A 16635-nucleotide genomic window follows, 5' to 3' on the forward strand; every position below is an offset into this window, starting at 1 on the left:
AGTTGTTCAGGCGGACGGGCGCGAGGCTTTCTCGGCGTGTCCGGACAGACCGAAGCGACGGTCAAGTTCATCGAGTACAGCCTGTGGATGCTGGCCCAGTTGGGCAAGCATGACCATGCTGTGGAACCACAAATCGGCGGTCTCGTAGATCACATCGCTGCAGTCGCCGCTGATGGCGGCGTCCTTGGCGGCAATGATGGTTTCGACCGACTCTTCGCCGACTTTCTCCAGAATCTTGTTCAAGCCCTTGTGATAAAGGCTGGCGACGTACGAACTGTCAGCGGCGGCGCCCTTGCGCTCTTCCAGCACTTCGGCCAGACGGATCAACGTGTCACTCATGGGTGTGTCCTGCGCGGCTGTAGATGGCGTGCGGGTCTTTGAGCACCGGGTCGACGGTTTTCCAGTCGCCGTTTTCGAAGACACGATAGAAGCAACTCTGGCGGCCGGTGTGGCAGGCAATGTCGCCGATCTGCTCGATCATCAGGATGACCACGTCGGCGTCACAATCCAGGCGCATCTCATGCAAGACTTGCACGTGGCCGGACTCCTCGCCCTTGCGCCACAGTTTGCCACGGGAACGTGACCAGTAAATGGCGCGATTTTCGTCTGCCGTCAATTGCAGGGCTTCACGATTCATCCACGCCATCATCAGGACGCGCCCGGTCTTGTGATCCTGAGCGATCGCCGGCACCAGGCCGTCAGCGTCCCACTTGATCTCGTCCAGCCAGTTGGTCATCTTCAGTTCCTGAAGCAGCGGCAAGCTTTAAAGCTTCAAGCTGCGAGTAAAAAACAATCTGCGTCGTGCGGCCGAAGCGCTTGAGGCTTGAAGCTTATCGCTTGCAGCTCATTCTTGCTATCGACGCACGACCAGATACAAGCCCACAGCCATCATGATTGCCGCCGGCCAGTAAGCCAGTTCGTTCAGCGGGCCGCCAATGGCGAGTACGGCACCGCCGGCCAGATGCGCGGTGCCAAGCAGGCGCAGGAACCAGTCGTCACGGCGTCGATGCCAAGGTGGTGGCGGGTCGTAGGCGTGCGGTTGCGACATGCGTTCGAGCAGGTCACGCGCCATGTTGGCCAGATGCGGCAATTGCTCGAACTGGCTCTGTACGTTGCCGAGCAAGGCTTTCGGGCTGACTCGCTCGCGCATCCAGCGTTCGAGAAAAGGCTGCGCGGTGTTCCACAGATCAAGGTCCGGATACAGCTGACGACCCAGGCCTTCAATGTTCAACAGGGTTTTCTGCAACAGCACCAGCTGCGGTTGCACTTCCATGTTGAAGCGCCGCGCGGTCTGGAACAGGCGCATCAATACCTGGCCGAAGGAAATATCTTTTAACGGTTTTTCGAAGATCGGTTCGCAGACCGTGCGGATCGCTGCTTCGAATTCGTTGAGTTTGGTCTCTGCAGGCACCCAGCCGGAGTCGATGTGCAGTTGCGCGACGCGCCGGTAATCGCGTTTGAAGAATGCGAACAGGTTGCGCGCCAGGTAATCCTGGTCTTCCGGCGTCAGGCTGCCGACGATGCCGCAATCAATGGCGATGTACTGCGGGCTCCACGGGTTCACCGTGCTGACGAAGATGTTACCGGGGTGCATATCGGCGTGGAAAAAGCTGTCGCGAAACACTTGAGTAAAGAAGATCTCGACGCCGCGCTCGGCGAGCATTTTCATGTCGGTGCGTTGATCAGCCAGCGTCGCGAGGTCGGTGACCTGGATGCCGTAGATGCGCTCCATCACCAACACTTTCGGTCGGCACCAGTCCCAGTAGACCTGCGGCACGTACAGCAGCGGCGAACCTTCGAAGTTGCGCTTCAACTGGCTGGCGTTCGCCGCCTCTCGCAGCAGATCGAGTTCGTCGTAAATGGTTTTTTCGTAGTCCTGCACCACGTCCACCGGGTGCAGCAAACGCGCGTCGGCGGAAAGCTTTTCGGCAGCCCGGGCAAGTATGAACAACCATGCCAGATCCTGCGCGATGATGGGTTTCAAGCCAGGGCGAATGACTTTGACCACCACCTCTTCGCCGGTCTTGAGTTGCGCGGCATGCACTTGCGCAACTGAAGCCGAGGCCAGCGGTTCGACATCGAAACGGCTGAATACTTCACTGATCTTTTTACCGAGCTGTTCTTCGATCAGCCTGATCGATACCTGCGAATCGAACGGCGGCACGCGGTCCTGCAACATCATCAGCTCATCGGCGATGTCTTCGGGGAGCAGGTCGCGGCGCGTGGACAGAATCTGCCCGAACTTGATGAAAATGGGCCCGAGGTCCTGCAAGGCCAGGCGCAGGCGCGCGCCGCGGCTGAGCTCCAGCGTCTTGCGTGGAAACCAGCGCCACGGCAATGCGTAACGCAGCGCCAGCAGGAACCACGGCAACGGCAACGCGAACAGCAAGTCGTCGAGGCGGTAGCGGATCACAACGCGCTGAATGCGCAACAAACGGCGGACGGCAAGCAGCTTCATGCGTTATCGCTTGGGTCGAGGGATCGGGAAAGGCGCTCGAAACGCGCCTCGAGACGTTCCAGATCGAGTTTGATCTGGTCCAGTTCACTGAAACGGGCTTCGGCTTCGCGCTGGCCCACGAGGGTGCGCGACTCCTCGGCCAGGTATTCGCCGAGGTTCTGGCCAAGGGCGGTAAAACCCTGCTGATACCAACGCGCGCGGCCGCGCAGGTGACCGCCTACCAGAGGCGTGGCGATTGGACCCAGCCAGCGCGAGAGTTCGTACTCCCAGTCCAGTTCGAGGTCCTGAAGAATGGCCGCCAGCTCCAGCAGCACGCCGCTGTCACCATCGAGTTCGACTTCCGGGCTATGCAGGACGGCGGTCTTGTCTTTGCTCATCGCCAGTTTCAACAGGCTCGAGGCCGGGGCGCGCAATGTGCAATCGGCGCCCGACTCCCACTGCGAGGCGAGCATCAGGCCTTCATCGCTCGGCAGAATGAACACATTGAATGCAGGGCTGCGGCATTCGACGGCAATCACTTTGCCGCTCAAATGCGCCAGACGCGGCAGCGCGGTGCTGTCGAGACGCAGCACGCGGTTTACACCGAGTTCAACGCTGGCGAGCAGCCCGGCCAATAACATCAGGGCTTGATGCCGCGGTGCAGGGCGACGATGCCGGCGGTCATGTTGTGATAGGTCACGCGGTCGAAACCGGCCTCGACCATCATTGACTTCAGGGTTTCCTGATTCGGGTGCATGCGGATCGATTCGGCCAGGTAGCGGTAGCTTTCCGAATCGTTGGTGATCAGCTTGCCCATCAACGGCATGAAGGCGAACGAGTAGGCGTCGTAGGCTTTGGACATCAGCGCGTTGGTCGGTTTGGAGAACTCCAGCACCAGCAGGCGGCCGCCCGGCTTGAGTACGCGCAGCATGGAACGCAGGGCGTCTTCCTTGTGCGTCACGTTGCGCAGGCCGAAGGCGATGGTCACACAATCGAAATGGTTGTCCGGGAACGGCAGCTTTTCCGCGTCGGCCTGAACGAACTCGACGTTGCCGGCCACCCCCAGGTCAAGCAGACGGTCGCGACCGACCTTGAGCATGGATTCGTTGATGTCGGCGAGCACTACCTGGCCGGTCGGGCCAACGAGGTGCGAGAATTTTTTGGTCAGATCGCCCGTGCCGCCGGCGATGTCCAGAATACGATTGCCCGTGCGAACGCCTGACAGTTCAATTGCAAACCGCTTCCACAGACGGTGCATGCCGCCCGACAGGAGGTCGTTCATCAGGTCGTATTTAGCGGCTACGGAGTGAAACACCTCAGCGACTTTTTCCGCTTTCTGGCTTTCTGGTACGTTTTTGAAGCCGAAGTGAGTGGTGGGTTCGGCATCGCTGCCTTTGCGCTGATCAGTCATATCGCTGTCACCAAAAGAGAATGCCGGACATTCTAATCCCGGTGGCCTGCTTTGTCTTGGCAAGGCTGAAGGTAAGATAGGTAACCACCGGGACGTTTTGCCGCAGTGACGGTCAAGATGCTCAGGAAGTATTTATTTAGCAGGAGTCATGCAATGGCCCGTATCAGTGTTGAACGTAACCACGACCTGGGTAAAGAAGCAGCCCGCGAGAAGGCCGACAAGTTGGCGCAGAAACTGTCCGAGCAATATGGCCTGGAACCGCAGTGGTCCGGTGACACACTCAATCTCAAGCGCTCCGGCGTCAAAGGCGCAGTGCACGTCAGCGATGATTTGATCCGCGTCGATGTGGAACTGGGCCTGATGATGTCGGCCATGAGCGGCATGATCAAAGCCGAGATCGAGAAAGCCCTCGACAAAGCGTTGGTCTGATCCCCGATTGAAATGCGATCCCCCCTGTAGGAGTGAGCCTGCTCGCGATAGCGGCGTATCAGTCACTATTGATGTCGGCTGACACACCGCTATCGCGACAAGGCTCACTCCTACAATTGTTTTGCGGTGCACCCACTGTTAATGCCAGTTGTTAGGGTGCCGTTTCTAATTATTCCCCCTACTTTGTGCCTGAGCCCGACACTTTCACGGGCAGTTCCTCAATCCTTCTGCGCGTGAGGTGCACCATGGCCAAAGTTATTTTGAAGAAAAAAATCGACGCATCGACCACTGCTCGAAGCGAGGTCAAATCCTATGCCCGCAAGATCTGGCTGGCAGGCCTGGGCGCTTACACCAAGGTCGGCCAAGAGGGCAGCGAGTACTTTCAGGAGTTGATCAAGGCGGGTCAAACTGTTGAAAAGGAAGGCAAAAAAGTACTGGCTGAGAAACTTGAAGCCGCCAACACCGAGATCGACGACGCGAAGGGTGAAGTGAGTACTTTCAAAGGCAAGGTCGAAGTTCAACTCGACAAAGTCGAAAAGGCTTTTGACTCGCGTGTTGCAAGTGCCTTGAATCGTATCGGCATTCCGTCTAAACATGACGTGGAGACACTCTCTGCTAAGCTCGATGAACTGACGGCATTGCTCGAACGCGTCGCGCGTAAATCTTAAGGAGAACGGGATGGCTGGTAAAAAGAACACCGATAAAGAAGGCAGCTCGTGGATTGGGAAAGTCGAAGACTACTCCCGCAAAATCTGGCTGGCTGGTTTAGGCGTGTACTCGAAGATCGACACTGACGGCAGCAAGCTCTTCGACACATTGGTTAAGGACGGCGAGAAGGCCGAGAAGCTGGCCAAGAACGCAGTCGGCGATAAAGTCGATTCCGCTAAAGATTCTGCAACTTCGGCCAAGTCGCGCATGAGTGGCGTGAAAGATCGCGCAATGGGCAAGTGGGATGAGCTGGAAGGCGCATTTGACAAGCGTTTGAACAGTGCCATCTCGCGTCTTGGCGTTCCCAGTCGCAATGAGGTCAAGGCCCTGCACAGCAAGGTTGATACCCTGACCCGGCAGATCGAAAAACTCACCGGCGCCAAGGTCGCGCCAGTAACAGCGAAAACCGCTGCTGCCAAACCTGCAACCAAGGCGGCCGCCAAGCCGTTGGCCAAGGCTGTCGCCAAACCGGTTGCCAAGACTGCCGCGAAAGCAGCCTCCGCAGCGAAGACTGCGACCAAGACAGTTGCTTCCAAAACCGCTGCGGCGAAACCGGCAACCAAGTCCGCCGCTAAATCGGTCGCAGCGAAAGCAGCGCCCAAGCCAGCGACGAAAGCAGCTGCCAAACCTGCAGCCGCCAAGCCTGCTGCAAAAACTGCAGCGGCGAAACCGGCGAGCAAGCCGGCAGCAAAACCTGCCGCAGCGAAGAAGACAGCGGTGAAAAAACCAGCAGCGCCGAAAGCTGCAGCAGCAAAACCAGCTGCCTCGGCCAATTCGGCCAGCACCAACTCAGCTGCTGCGCCGACCCCAGCTGCAAGCCCGACTGCGAACTCGGCATCGACTCCGTCGACGCCAACCAGTCAATCCTGATTTTTTCAGGGCAAAAGAAAACGCCCGGCCTGAAGAGGCCGGGCGTTTTTTTTGAACCACGCCATTCATGTAGGAGCTGCCGAAGGCTGCGATCTTTTTATTTTTACGGTCAAAAGATCGCAGCCTCGTTTCACTCGACAGCTCCTACGGGGGGCAGGGATGTTCCGTCAGTCGAGCTCTTCCAGATACTGCAGCGCCAATTGCTCAGTCGCCGCCTTCACTGCCGGCAACAGGTGCGGCGCCACCAGCATCATGATCTGGTACACCACCAGCCTCACTTCGCCCTGACGCCCCAGAATCCGCTGATAATCCAGTGAGAACAGCAGCGTCATGGTGATCTGCTCCACCAGTTGCCCCAACGCCTGAGTGTCGCTGACCAGTTGCCCCCGCGCCTGCAACCGCGCCAGTAAAGACGCCAGCGTACGTTTCAACGCATTGAGCAGATTGCGAATGCCTTTCGCCAGTTTCGGCAAGCGGCCCGCCAGGTTCGACAGGTCCTGAAACAGGAACCGGTACTGAGCCAGCCGTTCCACGATCAAATGCAAAAACAGCCAGTAATCTTCCGGGGCCAGTTCGACTTCCGGGGGCGGATCCAGCAGTGGCGCCAATTCGGCCTGGAAGCGTTCGAACAGCCCCAGAATCAGTGGTTCCTTGCCGTGAAAGTGGTAGTACAGGTTGCCCGGGCTGATCCCCATTTCGTTGGCAACCTCCATGGTAGAAACGTTCGGTTCACCCTTGTGATTGAACAACTGCAAAGCACATTCGAGAATCCGGTCGCGTGTTTTCATCCAGTCTTCTTAATGGTTTGTTGCACCTCAGCGAACCCGCACGTAAGTACCGGGCGCCGCCTCCATCGGTGGATAATTCTGATTACCCAGCGCCATGTGCGTCGGCTTTTGCGCACCCGCACGTTCTTGAACCCAGCTCAGCCATTGTGGCCACCAACTGCCCTCGACAGGCTTGGCATCGAAGTACCAGGCGCGTGGGTCGCTGCTGAGTTTCGCGCCTTCGATAAACGTGGCTTTCAGGTTTGACGGCGGGTTGAGGATGCTCTGCACGTGGCCGCTGTTGGACAGCACAAAGCGTCTTGCGCCGCCGAGCAGCAAGGTCGAGCGATACACTGCATCCCATGGCGTGATGTGATCGTTCATGCCCGCAACGCTGAAACTGTCCACAGTGACTTTTTGCAAGTCGATCGGCGTACCGCACACTTCGAGACCGCCCGGATGGCTTAGCGGGTTGTGTTTGAAGAAGTCCAGCAGGTCGCCATGCAGGGCGGCCGGCAAGCGCGTGTTGTCGTTGTTCCAGTAGAGGATGTCGAACGCTGGCGGCTCCTTGCCCAGCAAGTAGTTATTGATGAAATAACTCCAGATCAAATCGTTGGGGCGCATCCAGGCGAACACTTTGGCCATGTCCCGACCGTCGAGCACGCCCTTCTGATACGAGCGACGCTTGGCCGCCTCCAGCGTTTGCTCATCGGCGAACAGGCTAGCTGGCGTGTCCATCTGGCTATCGAGCAAGCTCACCAGGTAGGTCGCGCTGGACACTCGTCGTTGCTGCCGCTTGGCTTGCAAGTGTCCCTGCAGGGCGGCGATGGTCAGCCCGCCGGCGCAGGCACCCATCAGGTTGACCTCACGGGCGCCGGTGATCGCCCGGCACACATTCAACGCTTCTTCGGCCGCCGCTACGTAAGTCGACAGACCCCACTCGCGATGACGAATGTCCGGGTTGCGCCAGCTGATCACGAAGGTTTGCAGACCGTTTTTCAGGGCGTACTGAACGAAGCTGTTGTGCGGGCTCAAATCAAAAATGTAGTACTTGTTGATCTGCGGCGGCACGATCAACAAGGGCTTGGAATATTGCTTTTCGCTCATCGGCTTGTACTGGATCAGCTCGAGCATTTCACTTCGAAACACCACGGAGCCCGGCGTGGTTGCCACCGTTCTGCCGACTTCAAAAGCTTGCTTGCTGACCTGCCGGGGCAAGCCGTCGTTGTGCAGGAAATCGTCCAGCAGGTGGCTGACACCGCGCACCAGACTGTTGCCGCCGGAGTTGAAGATCTCTTTCACCGCCAACGGATTGAGCAAAGTGTTGGACGGCGACACGGCGTCGTTGAGCAAGGAGAAAGCAAAATGCGCGCGGGCCCGGTCGTCCGGGGGCATGTCGCTTTCGTCGATCCAGTTCTTTACCTGCTTTTGCCAAGCCAGGTAGGCCTGCAGGCTACGACGATAAAACGGATTAAGGCTCCACGCCGGGTCGGCAAAGCGGTTGTCCTGCGGATTGCTCGGGTGCAGGGTTTCACCGAGCAGGACGCGACCCAATTGACCGCCAAATTTCAAGGCATGGCGAGCGGTGTGCAGCGGGTTGCGCAAACCATGGGCGGCGACGCTACGCAGCGTCGACAACATGTCCTGGCCACGCACACCGGTGATTGCAGTCTGAGCATTGATAAACGTGGCGGGCGTCGTTGGAGACTCCCTTGCAGGTCTGTCGCGCATGACTCAACACTCCTTCGTCTTCAGGCCAAAAACAAACACACCCAACCAGAACACCATAGACGCTGTAGCGGGTTGTTGCGCGGTGCGGCTCCCTACCGAACCGATGACGGGTTGATTAACTGCCCAATGGTGCCGGGTGCGGATGCATCACGGCGCGTTGCCGTTCTTCCTGAAGGAATCGCATGATGATGGGTGCTACCGCTTCCGCTCGTGTGATCAGGAACAGATGGCCGTCATCGATGACGTGCAATTCAGCGTTGGGGATGCGCCAGGCCAGCACGCGCATATTGATCAGCGGGATCAGCGGATCGTCATCGCCGGCGAGCACCAGCGTAGGCTGATTTATCTTGTGCAGCCAGTGAATGCTGGTCCAGCCAAGGCCGGCGAACAGTTGCCAGTAATAACCGAGCTTGCCTGCTGAGCGCACTTTCGCCGCGTGCCGGGCGGCAAGGGTCGGATCGCGACGGAACGCGCCGCCGTAGATCATCGGAGCAATGCGGATCACGTGGGACGGCTGAATGTAGCGGCGAGGGCTGGCCATCATCCACAATACTTTCGGCTTGCCCGGCACCATCACCGCACCCGCCGCTGTGGCCGCGAGCACCAGTTTTTTGCAGCGCTCGGGGTAGTCGTGGGCAAACTGCTGGGCGAGGGCGCCACCCCACGACACGCCGATCACATTGACCTGGCCGTAGTCGAGATAGTCGAGCATTCGCGCCGTGAGTTTGGCCAGGCCGGGAAAACGATAGGGCCGGTTCGGCGTCGACGAGCCGCCGACTCCGGGAACGTCGAAGGCAATGACTTCGAGGTCCGGATCCAGCGCCGCCACGAACGGGAATACCAGCTCCAGGTTGGCGCCGATGCCGTTGAAAATCAGCAAGGGCGTCAAGTGAGGCTTGCCGGGGCGCACCGCCGTGCGGAGGGTCTGGCCATCCAGGTCGACGGTACGAAAAATGAACGGTTGCGGCATGTTTCAAACCCTGCGGGTAGAAAAGCAGCTGCGAGCGGCAAGCTGCAAGCTGCAAGCGGAGAGTGCCGGCTTGCCGCTCATAGCTTGAAGCTTGCCGCTATCTTTCATGTACATAAGTGCCCGGCGCAGCTTCGCCGGCCGTGTAAATCTTGTTGCCCAGTTTCGTCGGCGCCTTCTTCAGATCGCCCGAGCGTTCCGCTTGCCATGCCTGCCAGTGCAACCACCAGGAGTCAGTGTGTTTGGTGGAGTTTTCCTGCCAGTCTTCAGCCTTGACCGGCATTTCGCTGCTGGTCATATATCGTGACTTCGGGTTGCCCGGCGGGTTCAGAATGCTTTGGATATGGCCGCTGCTGGAGAGCACGAACTCGACGTTGCCGCCAAACAATTGCGCGGATTTGTAGCAGGATTTCCACGGTGTGATGTGGTCGTTGGTGCCGGCCAGAGAGAAAATGTCCGCCGTGACCTGTTTCAGGTCGATCGCCGTACCGCACACCTCCAGTGCGTTAGGGCGGATCAGCGGATTGGTTTTGAACATCTCGATCAGGTCGCCGTGGAACGCCGCGGGCAACCGGGTGGTGTCGTTGTTCCAGAACAGGATGTCGAACACCGGCGGTTCGTTACCGAGCAGGTAGTTGTTCACCCAGTAGTTCCAGATCAGGTCATTGGGACGCATCCAGGCAAATACTTTCGCCATGTCGCGCCCTTCCAGCACTCCGGCCTGATAGGAATGGCGCTTGGCCGCCTCCAGAGTTTGCTCATCGACGAATAGCGCGACGTCGCTGTCCAGTGTGGTATCGAGCACACTGACCAGCAGCGTGAGGGCGTTGACCTTGTTCTCGCCGATCGCCGCGTAATGGCCGAGCAGGGCGGTGCAGGTGATGCCGCCGGAGCACGCACCGAGCATGTTCACGTCTTTGCTGCCGGTGATCGCGGTGACCACGTCGACCGCTTCCTTGAGCGCCTCGATATAGGTGGAGAGCCCCCACTCGCGCTGTTCCTTGGTCGGGTTGCGCCAGCTGACGATGAAGGTCTGCACATTGTTGCGCAGGCAGAAGCGTGCCAGGCTCTTGTCCGGACTCAGATCGAATACATAAAATTTGTTGATTTGCGGTGGCACCACCAGCAAAGGGCGTTCATGCACCTGTTCGGTGATCGGGCGGTACTGGATCAGCTCCAGCACGTCGTTGCGAAATACCACCGCGCCTTCGGTAACGCCCAGGCTCTTGCCGACTTCGAATGCGCCCATGTTGACCTGGCTGGGCATGCCGCCGTTATGCACCAGATCTTTGGCGAGGTGTGAGAGGCCGTCGAGCAGGCTCTTGCCACCGGTTTCAAAAAAACGTTTGACCGCCGCCGGGTTCGCCGCACTGTTGGTCGGTGCCATGGCTTCCGTCATGAGGTTGATCACGAAGTGCCCGCGCGCGACATCCTTGGGCGGCAGGTTACTGTCGTCGACCCATTCGTGAAGCTCCTTGCGCCACGCCAGATACGTTTGCAGATAACGTTTGTAGAGCGGGTTCTGGCTCCAGGCCGGATCGGCAAAGCGTCGATCATCGCTGGCGGGTTGCAGTTCGGATTTACCGAACAGTACGTTCTTCAGTTCCAGGCCGAAATGCGCGACATGTTTGGCGCTGTGAATCGGTTGTTTGATGGCTTGCCTGAGCACCATCCGAGCAGATGCCAGTAGATCCTTTCCACGTAGCCCAACGACAGGATTCAGCCCGAGAGTGTTTTCCGAGGCCTGATACTTCAAGTCATCGTTATTCTGTTTACTCATCTACGACGCTCCATTGTCCTGAGACGAGTACCGGTCCAGCTATGCAGTCACACAGCCAATGCCAGGTACTACTGCTCGGGGTGACCGTTGATTCTGCCGCTGCTTTTCAGTTGAGAGAGCACTGCAGGGAACTTGCCAGTTCCATTGGTTACCCGAGTTTAATTTTTTTCGCAAGCAGGCCGATGACTGCCCTGGCGGACAGGCATTCAAGCAAATGGAGTTAGAAAATGCGCCCTAAAGAGCAAGAAGCACGGACTAGAGCATCAGCTTGACGATCGACTCATTCGGATCGCGGGTCTTTCCGGCGGCTTTCAGTTCAGCAAGATAATCATTCCACAGATCATCCTGACGCACACCCAGCTGGTAAAGATATTCCCAGGTGAACAAGCCGCTGTCGTGACCGTCGTCAAAGGTCAATTTCAGGGCGTACTGACCCGCAGGTTCGACCTTGCTCAGGCCGACGCCGATCTTGCCAAATTGCAGGATAGGTTTACCGTGGCCCTGGACTTCGGCGGAAGGAGAATGCACGCGCAGAAATTCGGCCGGCAGGTGATGTTCCTCGCCGGACGCGTATTTCAGCGACAGGGTTTTCGAAGCTTTGTGCAGCTTGATGTCGGTGGGAATATGGCTCATGGAGCCAGCCTACAAGCTTCAAGCTTTAAGCTGCAAGAGGTAGGTGACCAACTTGCAGCTTGCAGCTTGCAGCTTACAACTTGAAGCTCTACAGAATGTAGCGCGAAAGGTCTTCGTTCTCTGCCAATTCACCCAGGTGGCTATTAACGTATTCGGCGTCGATCATGATCGCTTTCTCGTCATGCGCGCTGGCCAGATCACCGGCGCTGAAAGACACCTCTTCCAGCAGACGCTCAAGCAGGGTGTGCAGACGACGCGCGCCAATGTTCTCGGTCTTCTCGTTGACCTGCCAGGCGATCTCGGCAATCCGCTTGATGCCGTCCGGCTTGAATTCGATGGTCAGGCCTTCGGTTTTCAGCAGTGCGCAATACTGCTCGGTGAGCGACGCGTGTGGCTCGCTGAGAATGCGTTCGAAATCGCCCGGTGTCAGCGCCTTGAGTTCGACGCGAATAGGCAGACGACCTTGCAGTTCGGGCACCAGGTCGCTCGGCTTGCTCAAGTGGAAAGCGCCGGAGGCGATGAACAGGATGTGGTCGGTCTTGACCATGCCCAGTTTGGTGTTGACCGTGCAGCCCTCGATCAGCGGCAGCAGGTCGCGCTGCACGCCTTCACGGGACACATCGGCGCCACCGACATTGCCGCGCTTGGCCACTTTGTCGATTTCATCAATGAACACGATGCCGTGCTGTTCGACTGCTTCCAATGCCCTGGCCTTGAGCTCTTCTTCATTGACCAGGCGGCCGGCCTCTTCTTCGCGCACCAGTTTCAGCGCTTCCTTGACCTTGAGCTTGCGACTTTTGCGTTTGCCCTTGCCCATGTTGGCGAAGAGGCTCTGCAATTGATTGGTCATTTCTTCCATGCCCGGTGGCGCGGAGATATCGACGCCCATCGCTTCGGCGACTTCGATTTCGATCTCTTTGTCATCCAGCTGACCTTCGCGTAGACGCTTGCGGAACAGCTGGCGGGTGTTGGAATCGGCCGACGGGGTGGCTTCCTCGTTGAAGCTGCGTGCCTGCGGCAGCAACGCATCGAGAATGCGCTCTTCAGCGGCGTCCTCGGCGCGGTGGCGCACCTTGGTGATTTCCTGCTCGCGAAACAGTTTGATTGCCGCATCAGCCAGGTCACGAATGATCGATTCGACATCACGACCGACGTAGCCGACTTCAGTGAATTTGGTGGCTTCGACTTTGATGAACGGCGCGTTGGCCAGTTTGGCCAGTCGACGGGCGATCTCGGTTTTACCGACGCCGGTCGGGCCGATCATCAAAATGTTCTTCGGCGTGACTTCTACACGCAGCTCTTCCGGCAGTTGCATCCGGCGCCAGCGGTTACGCAGCGCGATGGCGACGGCGCGCTTGGCATCGTCCTGACCGATGATGTGGCGATTGAGTTCGTGGACGATTTCACGGGGAGTCATGGACATAATATTTGCGGTCCTCAAGCAAAAGCGAGCCGTGGCGTTAATGCCGGATCAGGCTTGTTCTGCGAGGTCCTGCTCCTCAATGGTAAAGGTATGGTTGGTGAATACGCAGATGTCGCCGGCGATGCCGAGCGCGGTTTCGACGATATCCCGGGCCGACAGATCAGTACGTTTGAGCAGCGCGCTGGCAGCCGCTTGCGCGTAGCCGCCACCGGATCCCATGGCGATCAGGCCTTCTTCGGGTTCGACGACATCGCCGTTACCCGTGATGATCAGCGAAGCATCTTTGTTGGCCACGGCGAGCATGGCTTCGAGGCGGCTGAGGGAGCGGTCGGTGCGCCATTCTTTGGCGAGTTCGACGGCGGCGCGCACGAGGTGACCCTGATGTTTCTCCAGCTGGCCTTCAAAACGTTCAAAAAGGGTGAAGGCGTCAGCGGTGGCCCCGGCGAATCCGGCGATGACTTGTCCGTGGTACAGGCGACGAACTTTCTTCGCGTTGCCTTTCATCACGGTATTGCCGAGAGAAACCTGGCCGTCGCCGCCCATGACGACTTTGCCGTGGCGGCGAACTGAAACGATGGTGGTCAAGGGAGAGTCTCCACGCAGCGGGGCGAAAATGCCTTATGCCAACTCATATGGGGGTGGTGACGCATTTTTCAACTGCGGGGCGGGAGAGGGGACGAATGGCGAGTGGTGACCTGTGGCGAGGGGATTTATCCCCGTTGGATCGCGAAGCGGCCCTAAGCTGCGATCGCGGCGTATCAGATACACCGCGAACAACGGTTTTACGACTGCTTCGCAGCCGAACGGGGATAAATCCCCTCACCACAGGGTTGTGGCTCACCTCAGATTTGTGGCTCACCTCAGATTTGGGTCGCCAGCAATAACAATCAGCGGTTCTGGCGTTGTTGTAGCAAAAGATTGCTGAAGCCCGCGCCGGCCAGCTGTTTCTGCGCCGTGGTCAACTGCTCACGGTTGCTGAACGGTCCGACCAGCACCCGATACCACGTCTCGTCCTTGACTGTGCCGGACTCAACCGCCACCGCCTGGCCCAGCAGGATAATCTGCGCACGAACCTTGTCGGCGTCGGCTTGTTTGCGAAACGAACCGGCTTGCAGGAAAAACTTGGTCACCGGCGCCGCTTTCGCTACCGGTGGGGCTGGTGGCGGGGTGATGCCTGCCAGGGCTGCCTGTGCGCGCGCGGTGTCGATCTTCGCCGCTTCCGCTGGCGTCACCGGTGTCGTCGGTACTGCCGGTGTCGGCAGGGTTTTCTCCGGGACTGCATCGGCCGGCACAATGACTTCCGATTCCGGCAGCAAGGTGTAGAAGTCGTACTTCGGCTTCACAGGCTGGGTGGGGCTCGGCGGCGTTTTGTTGGCTTCGGCGATCTTGCTCGCTTTCTGCTGCTCGATTTTCTCGCGCTTGACGCTTTCGCTGCCCTTGCCCGGTTCCAGCTTCATCAGGAACACGATGAACGCACCCACCGTCAGGCCGATCGCCATCCACAGCCAACCCGGAATCGGTTGCTTCGCAGGAGCTTGGTAACGGCTGGCGCCACGCTTGGGTGCAGGTTTTTTCTTGGCAGCCAACTTACATACGCTCCAGTGTTTCCAGACCCAAGAGTTCCAGGCCTTGCTTGAGGGTGCGGCCGGTCAGCGCGGCGAGGCGCAGACGGCTTTGCTTTTGCGCCGGGGTTTCAGCGCTGAGAATCGGGCAGTTCTCGTAAAAGCTGGAGAACAGACCGGCGACATCGTACAGGTAGGTGCACAGGATGTGCGGTGTGCCTTTGTCGGCAACATTGTTCAGCACTTCGCCGAACTGCGCCAGTTTGGTTGCAAGCTCATGTTCGTGCGCCGCTTCGAGGACAATCTGCCCTTCGACTTCGCTGAAGTCCTTGCCGAGTTTGCGGAATACACCGGCCACTCGCGTGTAGGCGTACAGCAGGTATGGCGCGGTGTTGCCTTCGAAATTCAGCATCAGGTCGAAGTTGAAGCTGTAATCGCTGGTGCGGTGCTTGGACAGGTCCGCGTATTTCACCGCGCCAATGCCGACGACCTTGGCAATGTTGCGCAACTCGGCCTCGGCCAGCTCGGGGTTCTTCTCTTTCACCAGGGTGTAGGCGCGTTCCTGGGCTTCGGTCAGCAGGTCGATGAGCTTTACGGTGCCGCCGTCGCGCGTCTTGAACGGGCGGCCGTCGGCGCCGTTCATGGTGCCGAAGCCCATGTGCTCCATTTGCATCGGATGCGTCACGAAGCCGGCCTTGTGCGCCACGGCGAACACTTGCTGGAAGTGCAATGCCTGCCGTTGGTCAACGAAGTACAGCGCGCGATCGGCCTTCAGCTTGCCGCTGCGGTAGCGCACCGCGGCAAGGTCAGTGGTGGCATACAGGTAGCCGCCGTCGGCCTTGACGATGATCACCGGTAGCGGATCGCCATCGGCATTCTTGAACTCGTCGAGGAACACGCACTGCGCGCCGTTGCTCTCGACCAGCAGGCCTGCTGCTTTGAGATCGTTGACCACGTTGATCAGGTCGTCGTTGTAGGCGCTTTCGCCCATCACGTCGGCCATGGTCAGTTTGACGTTCAGCAACTCATAGATTTTCTGGCAGTGCGACAGCGAAATGTCTTTGAACTTGGTCCACAAGGCCAGGCATTCGGCATCGCCCGCCTGCAGCTTGACCACCAGGCCACGGGCGCGGTCGGCAAACTCCGGGGATTCGTCAAAGCGCTGCTTGGCGGCGCGGTAGAAGTTTTCCAGGTCCGCCAGCTCATCGCTGGTGATCGGGTTTTCCTGCAGATAGGCCATCAGCATGCCGAACTGGGTGCCCCAGTCGCCGACGTGGTTCTGTCGAATCACTTCGTCACCGAGGAACTCGAGCACGCGGGCAACACCGTCGCCAATGATGGTCGAGCGCAAATGACCGACGTGCATCTCTTTCGCCAGGTTCGGTGCCGAAAGGTCGACCACGGTACGTTGTGCCGGGCCGGCCTTGCGCACGCCGATCTGCTCGTCTGCCAGCGCAGCGTCAAGGCGCGAGGCTAAAGCCTGAGTGTTCTGGAAGAAATTGAGGAAGCCGGGACCTGCGATTTCGGCTTTGGTCACGTTCTCGTCAGCCGGCAGCGCGGCAATGATTTTCTCGGCCAGGTCGCGCGGCTTCATGCCCGCGGGCTTCGCCAGCATCATCGCGATGTTGCTGGCGAAGTCGCCGTTCTTTTTGTCGCGGGAGTTTTCCACCTGGATCGCCGGCGACAGGCCTTCAGGCAACACACCTTCGTTGACGAGTTGGGTGATGGCTTGTTGGATCAGCTGGCGAATGGTGTCTTTCATGGTCTTCTCTTTCGACCGCAAGCGCGGCGGCGCTTCAGTGCGCTGGTGGAAAAACTGGGCATTATCCGTTGCGAACGCGGGCTTGCCAACTATAGCGGGCAGGTTGTGGATATGTGGTGACAAAAAGTCCGCTTTCGCGAGCAGGCTCGCTCCTA

General features: G+C 58.7%; 17 protein-coding genes. 3 read left to right on the forward strand and 14 right to left on the reverse strand.

Annotation, left to right across the window (positions count from 1 at the left end; all coding sequences use genetic code 11):
* Positions 1-6 precede the first annotated feature (6 nt).
* The 5 genes from F8N12_RS05890 to ubiE form a co-directional block, all read right to left on the reverse strand.
* On the reverse strand, positions 7-339 hold the full coding sequence (locus F8N12_RS05890; protein WP_150579606.1) for a phosphoribosyl-ATP diphosphatase: 333 nt from the start codon (positions 337-339) through the stop codon (positions 7-9).
* A complete protein-coding gene (gene hisI / locus F8N12_RS05895) occupies positions 332-736 on the reverse strand; it encodes a phosphoribosyl-AMP cyclohydrolase (protein ID WP_150579607.1) in 405 nt (134 codons plus the stop codon). Before hisI ends, F8N12_RS05890 begins: the two co-directional genes overlap by 8 nt.
* Before the next feature lie 117 nt (positions 737-853).
* Positions 854-2458, reverse strand: a complete 1605-nt coding sequence (gene ubiB / locus F8N12_RS05900) for a ubiquinone biosynthesis regulatory protein kinase UbiB (RefSeq protein WP_150579608.1) — start codon at positions 2456-2458, stop codon at positions 854-856.
* Entirely contained in the window at positions 2455-3078 is a 624-nt protein-coding gene (locus F8N12_RS05905; protein WP_150579609.1) for an SCP2 domain-containing protein, read from the reverse strand. The genes ubiB and F8N12_RS05905 overlap by 4 nt, the downstream gene beginning before the upstream one ends.
* A complete protein-coding gene (gene ubiE / locus F8N12_RS05910) occupies positions 3078-3848 on the reverse strand; it encodes a bifunctional demethylmenaquinone methyltransferase/2-methoxy-6-polyprenyl-1,4-benzoquinol methylase UbiE (RefSeq protein WP_150579610.1) in 771 nt (256 codons plus the stop codon). Before ubiE ends, F8N12_RS05905 begins: the two co-directional genes overlap by 1 nt.
* 153 nt (positions 3849-4001) lie before the next feature.
* Here ubiE and F8N12_RS05915 point away from each other — a divergent pair, with 153 nt between their 5' ends.
* From F8N12_RS05915 to F8N12_RS05925, 3 genes are all read left to right on the forward strand, one after another.
* Positions 4002-4277 (forward strand): polyhydroxyalkanoic acid system family protein, encoded by a 276-nt coding sequence (locus F8N12_RS05915; RefSeq protein ID WP_150579611.1) that lies wholly within the window; start codon positions 4002-4004, stop codon positions 4275-4277.
* A 245-nt stretch (positions 4278-4522) separates the two neighbouring features.
* Complete coding sequence (locus F8N12_RS05920; protein ID WP_150579612.1) at positions 4523-4945, forward strand: phasin family protein; 423 nt, start codon at positions 4523-4525, stop codon at positions 4943-4945.
* A gap of 10 nt (positions 4946-4955) precedes the next feature.
* Entirely contained in the window at positions 4956-5855 is a 900-nt protein-coding gene (locus F8N12_RS05925) for a phasin family protein (protein WP_150579613.1), read from the forward strand.
* Positions 5856-6022: 167 nt separating this feature from the next.
* Here F8N12_RS05925 and F8N12_RS05930 read toward each other — a convergent pair whose 3' ends face one another.
* The 9 genes from F8N12_RS05930 to argS all read right to left on the reverse strand — a co-directional run bounded on the left by F8N12_RS05930 (position 6023) and on the right by argS (position 16480).
* Entirely contained in the window at positions 6023-6643 is a 621-nt protein-coding gene (locus tag F8N12_RS05930) for a TetR/AcrR family transcriptional regulator (protein WP_150579614.1), read from the reverse strand.
* Positions 6644-6670: 27 nt separating this feature from the next.
* Positions 6671-8353 (reverse strand): class II poly(R)-hydroxyalkanoic acid synthase, encoded by a 1683-nt coding sequence (phaC, locus tag F8N12_RS05935; RefSeq protein ID WP_150579615.1) that lies wholly within the window; start codon positions 8351-8353, stop codon positions 6671-6673.
* A gap of 115 nt (positions 8354-8468) precedes the next feature.
* Positions 8469-9323 carry a poly(3-hydroxyalkanoate) depolymerase gene (phaZ, locus tag F8N12_RS05940; protein ID WP_150579616.1) on the reverse strand — a complete coding sequence of 285 codons (855 nt, stop codon included), beginning with the start codon at positions 9321-9323 and terminating at the stop codon, positions 8469-8471.
* 97 nt (positions 9324-9420) lie between these two features.
* On the reverse strand, positions 9421-11100 hold the full coding sequence (gene phaC, locus F8N12_RS05945) for a class II poly(R)-hydroxyalkanoic acid synthase (protein WP_150579617.1): 1680 nt from the start codon (positions 11098-11100) through the stop codon (positions 9421-9423).
* A 255-nt stretch (positions 11101-11355) separates the two neighbouring features.
* Positions 11356-11733 carry a gamma-butyrobetaine hydroxylase-like domain-containing protein gene (locus tag F8N12_RS05950; protein WP_150579618.1) on the reverse strand — a complete coding sequence of 126 codons (378 nt, stop codon included), beginning with the start codon at positions 11731-11733 and terminating at the stop codon, positions 11356-11358.
* A gap of 88 nt (positions 11734-11821) precedes the next feature.
* Positions 11822-13156 (reverse strand): ATP-dependent protease ATPase subunit HslU, encoded by a 1335-nt coding sequence (hslU, locus tag F8N12_RS05955; RefSeq protein ID WP_150579619.1) that lies wholly within the window; start codon positions 13154-13156, stop codon positions 11822-11824.
* Positions 13157-13204: 48 nt separating this feature from the next.
* The gene (gene hslV, locus F8N12_RS05960; protein ID WP_028621757.1) at positions 13205-13741 is read right to left on the reverse strand and encodes an ATP-dependent protease subunit HslV; all 537 of its coding nucleotides are present in this window, start codon (positions 13739-13741) and stop codon (positions 13205-13207) included.
* Between the two features lie 302 nt (positions 13742-14043).
* A complete protein-coding gene (locus F8N12_RS05965) occupies positions 14044-14742 on the reverse strand; it encodes an SPOR domain-containing protein (RefSeq protein WP_150579620.1) in 699 nt (232 codons plus the stop codon).
* 1 nt (position 14743) lies between these two features.
* Positions 14744-16480, reverse strand: coding sequence for an arginine--tRNA ligase (gene argS, locus F8N12_RS05970; RefSeq protein WP_150579621.1), 1737 nt, complete (start codon positions 16478-16480; stop codon positions 14744-14746).
* Positions 16481-16635 lie beyond the last annotated feature (155 nt).

It is taken from the genome of Pseudomonas fluorescens (assembly GCF_902497625.1).
Classification (GTDB): domain Bacteria; phylum Pseudomonadota; class Gammaproteobacteria; order Pseudomonadales; family Pseudomonadaceae; genus Aquipseudomonas; species Aquipseudomonas fluorescens_BQ.